Annotated in this window: 9 protein-coding genes, 1 pseudogene and 1 riboswitch; of the genes and pseudogenes, 7 read left to right on the top strand and 3 right to left on the bottom strand. The window is 72.1% G+C overall.

The features are described 5' to 3' along the window. Positions 1–194: 194 nt before the first annotated feature. On the bottom strand, positions 195–605 hold the full coding sequence (locus PROKR_RS00205; RefSeq protein ID WP_036958716.1) for a VOC family protein: 411 nt from the start codon (positions 603–605) through the stop codon (positions 195–197). 163 nt (positions 606–768) lie between these two features. Further along, positions 769–1,179 (bottom strand): CBU_0592 family membrane protein, encoded by a 411-nt coding sequence (locus PROKR_RS00200; protein WP_157601777.1) that lies wholly within the window; start codon positions 1,177–1,179, stop codon positions 769–771. Positions 1,180–1,370: 191 nt separating this feature from the next. Here PROKR_RS00200 and PROKR_RS00195 point away from each other — a divergent pair, with 191 nt between their 5' ends. The 6 genes from PROKR_RS00195 (at position 1,371) to PROKR_RS00170 (ending at position 8,213) form a co-directional block, all read left to right on the top strand. Continuing rightward, a complete protein-coding gene (locus PROKR_RS00195) occupies positions 1,371–2,276 on the top strand; it encodes a LysR family transcriptional regulator (protein WP_036958714.1) in 906 nt (301 codons plus the stop codon). Between the two features lie 75 nt (positions 2,277–2,351). Continuing rightward, positions 2,352–2,470, top strand: a riboswitch (glycine riboswitch). A gap of 162 nt (positions 2,471–2,632) precedes the next feature. Further along, a complete protein-coding gene (gene gcvP, locus PROKR_RS00190; protein ID WP_425414842.1) occupies positions 2,633–5,590 on the top strand; it encodes an aminomethyl-transferring glycine dehydrogenase in 2,958 nt (985 codons plus the stop codon). Between the two features lie 87 nt (positions 5,591–5,677). Beyond that, positions 5,678–6,847: a glycine cleavage system aminomethyltransferase GcvT gene (gene gcvT, locus PROKR_RS00185; protein WP_036958710.1), complete on the top strand. Its 1,170-nt coding sequence runs from the start codon at positions 5,678–5,680 to the stop codon at positions 6,845–6,847. A gap of 20 nt (positions 6,848–6,867) precedes the next feature. Further along, complete coding sequence (gcvH, locus tag PROKR_RS00180) at positions 6,868–7,239, top strand: glycine cleavage system protein GcvH (protein WP_020013591.1); 372 nt, start codon at positions 6,868–6,870, stop codon at positions 7,237–7,239. Positions 7,240–7,447: 208 nt separating this feature from the next. Beyond that, the gene (locus PROKR_RS00175; protein ID WP_026365353.1) at positions 7,448–7,672 is read left to right on the top strand and encodes a helix-turn-helix domain-containing protein; all 225 of its coding nucleotides are present in this window, start codon (positions 7,448–7,450) and stop codon (positions 7,670–7,672) included. Positions 7,673–7,787: 115 nt separating this feature from the next. Further along, entirely contained in the window at positions 7,788–8,213 is a 426-nt protein-coding gene (locus PROKR_RS00170) for a (deoxy)nucleoside triphosphate pyrophosphohydrolase (RefSeq protein ID WP_036958697.1), read from the top strand. A 24-nt stretch (positions 8,214–8,237) separates the two neighbouring features. Here the strand turns inward: PROKR_RS00170 and PROKR_RS00165 are convergent, their stop codons facing one another. Then, positions 8,238–9,059: a 2-phosphosulfolactate phosphatase gene (locus tag PROKR_RS00165; RefSeq protein ID WP_084800165.1), complete on the bottom strand. Its 822-nt coding sequence runs from the start codon at positions 9,057–9,059 to the stop codon at positions 8,238–8,240. Positions 9,060–9,214: 155 nt separating this feature from the next. Between PROKR_RS00165 and PROKR_RS37140 the strand changes: the two are divergent. Then, positions 9,215–10,070: pseudogene (locus PROKR_RS37140) on the top strand (hypothetical protein); the annotation flags it as partial.

Below are 10,070 nucleotides of genomic sequence, written 5' to 3'. Positions count from 1 at the left end.
TCCCGCGCCACGACCCGCGGTTCCAGATCGACCACGTGCTGCTGGACGACGACGCGGGCGGCCGGGCCGACGCCGCGGCCGGCGCCCCTGGTCCCGCCGCCGTCGGGCGGGTCGTGGACACCGGCGTATCGGACCACCGCGCACTGGTCGTGGACGTGGCCTTCTAGCCGCGCCCGCCGTCAGCCTCCCCGCCGTCAGCCCACGAAGACGCAGAACGGGTGACCCATCGGGTCGCCGAACACGTAGAGCGGCTCCTCCGGGTCGTCGGACCGGTCATGGAGCAGCGTCGCGCCGAGCGCGAGGGCGTGGTCGCGGGCCGCGACCAGCGCCTCGACGTCCGGAACCGTGGTGTCGAGGTGGAGCTGCTGCGGGATGCCGGACTCGGGCCAGGTGGACCTCGGCAGGTCGTCGACCTGCTGGAACGCGAGCTGCACGCCGTCGTCGTTGCGCAGCACCAGCCAGTCGCCGCCGTTCTGGTCGGGTTTGCTCTCCGGCGGAGGCTCGTCGCCGGGGCGGTACGTGAGCCCGAACAGCTCCCGGTAGAACTCGGCGAGAGCGCGGGCGTCCGTGGTGTCGAGCACCACCTGTCGGATACGCGGGGTCATGGTGCCAGCGCACCACATATCCGGCGCTGTCGCCGTCGAACGTAGGGTTCCTCGGTGCCCGAGCGCGCAGAGAGCGACGAAGCCTACGTTCGACGGAAACAGACGTGCCCCGCCGGATCTGGGGGGAGACACCGGATCCCGCGGGGCGGGCTGACGCGGTGCGTCAGGCGGCCTCGGCGTACGCGCGGTAGCTGACCGCGGGACGCGGCGCGGGCGCGTGGTCGACGAGGTGGTCCGGGACGTGGTCGGCGGCCACGTCGGAAACGGTGTCCTCGACGGCCCGCAGCGCGGCCGCCTCCCTGGCGACACGCTCCTTGGCGGCGCGCTTCTTGCCGCGCACCACGGTGAACACCGCGTTCACGCCGATCAGGAGGGCGGCCATGTTCGACGCGGCGGACGGCCAGATGCCGTTGGCGGCGGCCACGCTGAGCAGGGTCACGGCGGCCAGCATGTTGGTCCCCTGGAACGCGAGGGAGTCGGCGCTCCAGCGCCCGCGGCTGACCATGGCATAGGCCACGAGGCCGGCGATAGCGCCAACCCAGCCGAGGACGGTGACGACCAGCATGAGGGACATGATGAAACTCCTGGGGCAACTGCTCGAAACGATTCGAGGAAGTGGCGGAGGCCGAGATGCGGCGTCCAAGGGGGAAGGGGTGGTCGGCGGTCCGGGAGGAGCTGGGTCCGGCTGCTGCCAGGGTCAATCATGAGTCACTTGCGCCTTCAGCACAATCGAATGTTTGTGACTCCGGGATGTAGCATCGCTACATGGCCACTGACCCGCGAAGACTCGCTTTCCTCCTTGCCGTGCACCGTGCCGGCGGGGTGCTCGCGGCGGCCGACCTGCTGCACGTGACGCCGTCGGCGGTGTCGCAGCAGATCGCCCGGCTGGAGGCCGAGGAGGGCATCGACGTGCTGGACCGCGGGCCCCGCGGCGTGACCCTCACGCCCGCCGGCCGGGTGCTCGCCGAGGCGGCCGAGCGCATCGAGGCAGAGCTGGTCCAGGCCCGGCAGGCCGTGGCCGCCCTGGAGGGCGAGCTCACGGGCCGGATCTCGATCGGGTCCATCCAGACGGCGATCCGTACCGTCATCGCGCCCATGCTCGTCTCGCTCGTCGAGCGGCACCCGCACATCGAGGTCGACGTGCAGGAGTACGACCCCATCGAGTCCGTGCGCCGGCTGCGGGCCGGTGACCTGGACGCCGTGGTGCTGGAGCGTGACGTGGCCGTCGATGCCCCGGCGCCGCGCGGCGCGCACGACGTGCCGCTGCTCGACGAGCCGTGGCGCATCGTGGTGCCCACCAGCCTGCCCGAGCCGGAACGGCTCGACGACCTCGCCGCGCTCGCCTGGGTGGGCCCGCAGGCGGAGTCGGCGGCCGAGCGTGCGCTGAGCCGGCTGGCCGCCCAGCTCGGCACCACGTTCGAGACCCGTCACGCGTACAACGACTTCGACACCGCCATCTCGCTGGTCGCGGCAGGCCAGGGCGTCGCGATGCTGCCCGCGCTGGCCCTCCAGCGTGAGGTGCCGGACAACGTCGTCGTCGTGTCGCTCGCCGGGCTCGGCTCGCGCCGGCTGGTGGTGCGGCACCGCCAGAACCGGCACGAGCCCGGCCCGATCGTCCGCGCGGTGGTGGACGAGATGGTCCTCGCGGCCCGCGAGATCGACCTGGGGTAGCGGCGGCTACGATGTCCGCATAACTGAACATCTTCAACGGCCCTGGCTCGCTCAGCCGACCAGGACCGTGCCGCCAGAACCGCGGCGGGAGAGTCCGGCCCCGCGCCGTCGTCGTCCAGACGCCGCGCGAACCGGCGCCGAAGGAGCAAGTTCCTCCCCGGGAATCTCTCAGGCCCCCGTACCGCCGCGGTGAGGCAACTCTGGAAAGCGAGCTTCCGACACCGGGCAACCGGTGCGGGGCTCCACCGACGGTGCAAGCCGGCGCGTCCCGCCCTCCTCCCCGACGTCCGGGAGGGAACACGACGGACCGGCAAAACTCTCAGGTCGACGCGTGCCCGCGAGCGGGCAGGAGTCCGATGACAGAGCGGGGAGGGACCGCAGTCGTCCCCACGCCCTCGGACAGCCAGGAGCCCGCCGTGAGCACGCCCCACAATTCCGACGTCTTCGACCCCGATGTCTTCGCCGATCGGCATCTCGGCCCGCGCGGCCGCGAGGTTCGCACCATGCTGGACCAGCTCGGCATCGACACTATGGACACCCTTGTCGACCGGGCCGTCCCCAAGGCGATCCGCACCCAGGCGCCGCTGGACCTGCCCGCCGCCCGCACCGAGGCCGAGGTGCTCGCCCACCTGCGCGAGCTCGCGGGCAAGAACCAGGTCAAGACCCAGATGATCGGGCAGGGCTTCTACGGCACGCACACGCCCGCCGTCATCCGCCGCAACGTGCTCGAGTCGCCCGCCTGGTACACGGCCTACACGCCGTACCAGCCGGAGATCAGCCAGGGCCGCCTGGAGGCCCTGCTCAACTTCCAGACCGCGGTCGAGGACCTCACGGGCCTCGAGATCGCGAACGCCTCCCTGCTCGACGAGGCCAGCGCCGTGGCCGAGGCCGTCGCGCTGATGTGGCGCGCCTCGCGCGCCAAGGAGGGCTACGTCGTCCTCGACGCCGACCTGTTCGGTCAGTCGCTCGCCGTGGCGCGAGGCCGAGCCGAGGCGATCGGCCTCCCGGTCGTCGTCGCGGACCTCTCGAACGGCCTCCGGGCAGGCCTGCCCGCCGAGCTGCCGGCCGGCCAGCTGGTCGGCGTCGTGCTGCAGCAGGCCGGGGCGTCCGGCCGGGTGATCGACGCCCGCGCTGTCGTCGCCGAGGCCAAGGAGGCCGGCGCGCTCGTCACCGTCGCCACCGACCTGCTCGCCCTGACGCTCCTGGTCAGCCCCGGTGAGCTCGGTGCCGACATCTCCGTGGGCTCCGCACAGCGCTTCGGCGTCCCGCTCTTCTACGGCGGCCCGCACGCCGCGTACATGGCCGTGAAGAAGGGCCTGGAGCGGCAGCTCCCGGGCCGCCTGGTCGGCGTCTCGATCGACGTCGACGGCGCCGCCGGCTACCGCCTCGCGCTGGCCACCCGCGAGCAGCACATCCGCCGCGAGAAGGCCACGAGCAACATCTGCACCGCCCAGGCGCTGCTGGCCATCGTCGCCAGCATGTACGCGGTCTACCACGGCCCCGAGGGGCTCAAGGCGATCGCGCACCGCGTCCACGGGCACGCCATGTCCCTCGCCGGGGGCCTCCGTGGCGCCGGCGTCGAGGTCGAGCACGACGTCTTCTTCGACACGGTCCGCGCCGTGGTCCCGGGCAGGGCCCGCGAGATGGCCCGCGCCGCGGCCGACGCCGGGTACAACCTGTTCGTGCCGGACGCCGACCACGTGCAGATCAGCACCGACGAGACCACCACGGCACAGGACATCGCGAACGTGCTCGCCGTGCTCGCCGGCCGCCCGGCCGAGGCGACCGTCCCGGCGACGTCGTCCGCGCTGCCTGCGGAAGTGACCCGGACGACCGCGTTCCTGGAGCACCCGATCTTCCACCAGCACCGTTCCGAGACTTCCATGCTGCGCTACCTGCGCAAGCTCTCGGACAAGGACCTGGCGCTCGACCGCACCATGATCCCGCTGGGCTCCTGCACCATGAAGCTCAACGCGACCGCCGAGATGGAGGCCATCTCGTGGCCCGGCTTCGCGGACATCCACCCGTACGCCCCCGCCGACCAGACGCAGGGCTACACCGAGCTCGTCACCGCGCTCGAGGCCCAGCTCGCCGAGATCACCGGCTACGCCGCCGTCTCCGTGCAGCCGAACGCCGGCAGCCAGGGCGAGTTCGCCGGCCTGCTCGCCATCAAGGGCTACCACGCCTCGCGCGGCGAGGAGAGCCGCGACATCGTGCTGATCCCGGCCTCCGCGCACGGCACCAACGCGGCGTCGGCGGCGCTCGCGGGCCTGCGTGTCGTGGTCGTGGCCACCGCCGACGACGGTGAGATCCTGCTCGACGACCTGCGCGCCAAGCTCGACCAGCACGGCCCCCAGGTCGCGGGGATCATGATCACCTACCCGTCCACGCACGGCGTGTACGAGGAGCACGTGCGCGAGGTCTGCGACCTGGTGCACGACGCCGGCGGCCAGGTGTACATCGACGGCGCCAACCTGAACGCGCTGGTGGGCCTCGCCAAGCCGGGCGAGTTCGGCGGCGACGTCTCGCACCTGAACCTGCACAAGACGTTCTGCATCCCGCACGGCGGCGGCGGCCCGGGCGTGGGCCCGGTCGCGGTGGCCGAGCACCTCGTGCCCTTCCTCCCGGGCGACCCGACGCCGGGTCTCGGGCAGGGCGACGCCGGCGCGGCGGGCATCCCCGTGGCCTCGACGCGCTACGGCTCCGCCGGCATCCTGCCGATCTCGTACGCCTACGTGGCCCTGATGGGCCCGGACGGGCTGACCGAGGCGACCAAGGCCGCCGTCCTCACCGCCAACTACGTGGCGAGCCGGCTCGACCCGCACTTCCCCGTGCTCTACACCGGCCCGAACGGCCTGGTGGCGCACGAGTGCATCCTCGACCTGCGCAAGATCACCGCCGAGACCGGCGTGACCGCGGAGGACGTCTCCAAGCGCCTCATGGACTACGGCTTCCACGCTCCGACGCTCGCGTTCCCGGTGCCGGGCACGCTCATGGTGGAGCCCACGGAGTCGGAGGACCTGGCGGAGCTCGACCGGTTCGTCGACGCGATGATCGCCATCCGCGGTGAGATCGACGCCGTCGCGGCCGGCCGCTGGACCGCCGAGACCTCGCCGCTGCGCGGTGCGCCGCACACCGCGGCGTCGGTCATGACGGACGAGTGGGACAAGCCCTACTCGCGCGAGCTGGCCGCGTTCCCCGTGGCGTCGCTCCGCGGGAACAAGTACTGGCCGCCGGTGCGCCGCATCGACGGCGCCAAGGGCGACCGCAACCTGGTGTGCTCGTGCCCGCCGGTCGAGGCCTTCGCCGAGTGACCTGTCAGAACACGCCGCCCGTGTCGGACGTGCAGGTCACCCGGGTGACCTGCACGTCTGGCGCGTCGCCGACGAGAGGATTGATCCATGGGTGAGGACCGCAAGACCCCGCTCCACGACGAGCACGTGGCGCTCGGAGCGTCGATGACGCCGTTCGGCGGCTGGCTCATGCCGCTGCGCTACACGTCCGACCTGGCCGAGCACCGCGCGGTGCGCGAGGCCGCGGGCCTGTTCGACCTGTCGCACATGGGCGACATCAGCGTGACCGGGCCGGACGCCGCGGCGTTCCTCGACCACGCGCTGGTCGGGTACATCTCGAAGGTCCGCGAGATGGGCGCGCGCTACTCGATGATCTGCGCCGAGGACGGCAGCGTGCTGGACGACCTGATCGTCTACCACAACGCGCCCGGCGAGTACTCGGTCATCGCCAACGCGTCCAACGCCGAGCTGGTGCTGGCAAAGCTCCGGGAGCGCACCGCCGGGTTCGACGTGGTGCTCAAGGACGTCCAGCCCGGCCAGGCGCTGATCGCCGTGCAGGGTCCGCGGGCCGAGGAGATCATGCTCGCCACCGCGGGCCTGGTGGAGGACGCCGAGATCTCGGGCGGCACCGCGTTCGCCGACCTCAAGTACTACGCGTGCATGGGCATGCGCTTCGAGGGCGAGCCCGTGCTCGTGGGCCGCACCGGGTACACGGGCGAGGACGGGTTCGAGATCTGGGTCTCCGCCGACAAGGCGGTCGCGCTGTGGCGCGCGTTCCTCGCCGCCGGCGAGCCCCTCGGGCTGGTCCCGGCCGGGCTCTCGGCCCGCGACTCGCTGCGCCTCGAGGCCGGCATGCCGCTCTACGGCCACGAGCTAGACACCACCACGACGCCGTTCGAGGCGGGGATGGGCCGCGTGGTGCGGCTCGACAAGGCGACCGAGGACGGCACGCCGATCCCGTTCGTGGGCCGGGAGGCCCTGGCCGCCCGCAAGGAGTCGGCGCCCGCGCGCGTGCTCGTCGGGCTGCGTGGCGAGGGGCGGCGTCCCGCCCGCGCCGACTACGAGGTGGTGCAGCGCGGCGTCGGCACCGAGGTGGGCGCCGTCGTGGGCCGCGTGACGTCCGGCGCGCCGTCGCCCACGCTCGGCTACCCGATCGCGATGGCGTACGTGACGCCCGAGGTGTCGGCCGAGGGCACCGAGCTCGCCGTCGACGTGCGCGGCCGGGCCGAACCGTTCGTGGTCGTGCCCATGCCGTTCTACCGTCGTCCCCAGAACTGACCTACACGCAAGGAGCTGTCATGGCTGACTTCCCCGAGAACCTGAAGTACACGACCGAGCACGAGTGGCTGGACCAGTCCACCCCTGCCGTCATCGGCGTGACCGACGTCGCGGCCGAGGCGCTCGGCGACGTCGTCTACCTGGAGCTGCCCGAGGTGGGCGCCACGATCGAGGCGGGCTCCGTGGTGGGCGAGATCGAGTCCACCAAGTCCGTGTCCGAGCTCTACTCCCCGGTGAGCGGCACCGTCACCGAGGTGAATTCGGAGGCCGTGGACAACCCGGAGATCGTCAACCAGGACCCGTACGGCAAGGGCTGGCTCTTCAAGGTCGAGGTGACTGGCGCGGGCGAGCTGCTCTCCGCGGCCCAGTACGCGGAGCACACCGGGAGCTGACCGATCCCGGGCCGGCTGGTCCTTCGGGCGAAACCGCCCTCCGACGTGCACTTTCATGCGCTTCGGGGGGCGGTTTTGGTCTCGGATGGATAACGGTCAAGAAGTTCTTGCAGAACCGCGTCATGAATCTGCGTCCGCCAGGTCCTTCTCATAGCAGCAACCGTAGGCCGGAACCCCAGAACCGGCCGCTGTGTGGAGGAAAACGACCATGACCGCGATGACCCTTGACCACCGTCTCCCCAGCCTCACTCGTCGTGAGCGGGTGATCCTGGCGAACCTCACCGAGGACGCCACTCTCGAGCAGATCGCTCGACGCCTGTACGTCACCCGCAACACGGTGAAGACGCAGGTCCGCAGCGTGTACCGCAAGCTCGGCGTGTCCTCGCGCGCGGAGGCGATCGCCAAGGCGAACGAGTTCGAGATCGTAGCCTGACGCACGCAGCTCTCCGACGACGGCGCCATTCCCCAGAGGCGCCGTCGTCGTGCTGTGTCCGGGTGGTGGTGAGCCGCAGGGCCGCCACCATCCGGCCGGTGGGAGACTGCTCCGCATGCAGGAGACCCTCATCGACGTGGTGGCCGCCGCGATCGTGGACCACCTGGACCGCCCGACCCGGCTGCTCGCCGCCCGACGGTCCGCGCCGGAGTCCCTCGCCGGCCGCTGGGAGCTTCCCGGCGGCAAGGTGGAGCCCGGTGAGACGCCGCTCGACGCGCTGCGCCGGGAGCTCACCGAGGAGCTCGGCGTACGGGTCGCCGTGGGCACCGAGGTGCTCGGACCTGCCGACGGCGCATGGCCGATCACGGCCCGGCACCGGATGCGGGTGTGGTTCGCGCTGTCCGAGCGCGGCACCCCGGAACCGCTCCAGGATCACGACGAGCTGCGCTGGCTGACGGCGGCCGAGCTCGACGACGTGCCCTGGCTGCCCGGCGACGTGCAGATCGTGCGCGCCCTGGAGCCCTACCTCACGCCGAGATAGCGGGCCTGGCGGAGAAGCGGACCCTCAGCGCGCGCCCGCACCCACGTTCCTGCGGCCGCGGGCCGCGGCCACGCGGTGCCCCAGCGGGACGAACGCGCCGTCCATCAGCACCGGCACGACGTCGGTGGCGTCCACCTCGGTGGCGATCGTGACGTCGTCGGCGAACCCGGAGTCGAGCAGCTCGCGGCCGCTCGCCGTGCCGCCCACGGAGTCGGCGATGTCCTTGGTGCCCTTCCACAGCGTGACCGTGGCCTCGGTCTCGGGGGAGATGCTCACGTCGGGCAGCATCGCGGTGAGCCGCGAGGCGATGGAGCCCACGGCCAGGTAGTCCTCGAGCGCGGGGCGCAGCGTGTCGTCGGGCCAGCGCTCGCCCACCGGCACGAGCACCACGTCGTGTCGCTCGGACGCGTCCAGGTGCGCGGCCGCGAGGCCGGCGACGGCCTTCGCGTTGCGCAGGCTGCCCGCGACGATCAGGGCGCCGCGGTTCGCGATGGTGTGGCAGATCTGGGCGGCGCTCGGGGACGGGATGACGAGGCGCTCGGCGTCGAGGTCCTGCAGCGACGCGGGCGAGATGCTGATGCCGTCCTCCCACCGCGGGCCGGCGAGGGCCGCGCGCATGGTGCGCGCCAGCCGGGCGGCCCCGGCAGGGTCGTGGTACGGGAACGGGTACACGCCGGCGCCCTGTTCGCAGGCGACGGTGACCGTGGTCGAGAAGGAGAGCACGTCCACGACGACCACGAGCGACGAGCGCGCATCGGTGGCGGTGAGGGCGAGAGCACCTGAGATGCCCCAGTCCGTGCGCACACGGGCAGGACGCTGGTCGAAGGCCGGGGACGTGTTTGCCACGAAGGCATCGTAGTGTCACCCGAACTCGCCCATGTTTCGCGTTCAGTGAACAACGTTGCGATTCGGGTGATATTCACACATTGGTCGTTGGGTCATAACCTCGCCGCGCAAGCCTGCCGCAGACCGCTCCCCCCGATTCCCCAGAAGGAACGAGCATGCGACCAGACATGTCATCGGCGCGCCCAAAAAGGCCGCGAGGAATTGTCACCAAAGCGCTGACCTGCACAGTTACTGCGGCATTTCTCGCCGCGCCGAGCGGCACCGCGTTCGCGGCGCCGCTCCCGGCCCCCGAGGACGTGCCACGCGACGCCGCCGCGCTGAGCGCTCCGGTCCCCTTCGCGAACGCTCCGCTCGCCTTCGGCACGTCGGCCGAGAAGTCCGGAGAAGTCACCCCGCTGGCCCTCGACGACGACGGCGCGGCGATCGTCACGCGCCGCGAGGAGCGCCGGATCGCGCCCGGTCTGGAGCTCACCCGGTTCGCCCGGCTGGGGGAGAACGGCTGGCTCAGCGGCGAGGTGCTCGTCGCGGACCTCGGCGCCCCGGGCGCCGACGGCGTCGTCCCGAAGGGCAAGGTGCAGGTGGGCTACGTGGGCCCGGAGCACGTGGCCGGGAACGCGACGGTCTCGCAGATGGCGGCCGCACGCGGCGCGATCGCCGCGGTCAACGGCGACTACTTCGACATCAACAACTCGGGCGCCGCCCTCGGAGCGAGTGTCGACGACGGCAGGCTCCTCAAGTCGGCGTCCCCGGGCCGCGAACGCTCGGTCGTGATCGGGTCCGACCCTTCAGGCTCAGGGCAGCGCGCCGTCGGGCGGCTGGCGCAGATCTTCCTGGAGGGTTCGGTGAGCTGGGCCCCGGCTGACGACGGCGCGCGCGCCGAGGTGCCGGTCAGCGGCCTGAACGTCACCGCCCTGCCGCCCGGCGGCGTCGCCGTGTTCGACGCCGGATGGGGCACCTTCACCCGCGCGCGGCCCCTGGCCGCGGGTGAGCAGGGCATCGAGGTGACGGTCT

This window comes from Promicromonospora kroppenstedtii DSM 19349 (assembly GCF_000515355.1).
GTDB lineage: Bacteria > Actinomycetota > Actinomycetes > Actinomycetales > Cellulomonadaceae > Promicromonospora > Promicromonospora kroppenstedtii.
Note: the sequence above shows the minus strand (reverse complement) of the source record. Positions and strands in the feature narration are given on the sequence as shown.

Excerpts from the sequence above, each read along its gene's own strand:
- PROKR_RS00205 (WP_036958716.1), bottom strand. The coding sequence starts at position 605 with ATGACCCCGCGTATCCGACAGGTGGTGCTCGACACCACGGACGCCCGC.
- PROKR_RS00200 (WP_157601777.1), bottom strand. The coding sequence starts at position 1,179 with ATGTCCCTCATGCTGGTCGTCACCGTCCTCGGCTGGGTTGGCGCTATC.
- PROKR_RS00195 (WP_036958714.1), top strand. The coding sequence starts at position 1,371 with ATGGCCACTGACCCGCGAAGACTCGCTTTCCTCCTTGCCGTGCACCGT.
- gcvP (WP_425414842.1), top strand. The coding sequence starts at position 2,633 with ATGACAGAGCGGGGAGGGACCGCAGTCGTCCCCACGCCCTCGGACAGC.
- gcvT (WP_036958710.1), top strand. The coding sequence starts at position 5,678 with ATGGGTGAGGACCGCAAGACCCCGCTCCACGACGAGCACGTGGCGCTC.
- gcvH (WP_020013591.1), top strand. The coding sequence starts at position 6,868 with ATGGCTGACTTCCCCGAGAACCTGAAGTACACGACCGAGCACGAGTGG.
- PROKR_RS00175 (WP_026365353.1), top strand. The coding sequence starts at position 7,448 with ATGACCGCGATGACCCTTGACCACCGTCTCCCCAGCCTCACTCGTCGT.
- PROKR_RS00170 (WP_036958697.1), top strand. The coding sequence starts at position 7,788 with ATGCAGGAGACCCTCATCGACGTGGTGGCCGCCGCGATCGTGGACCAC.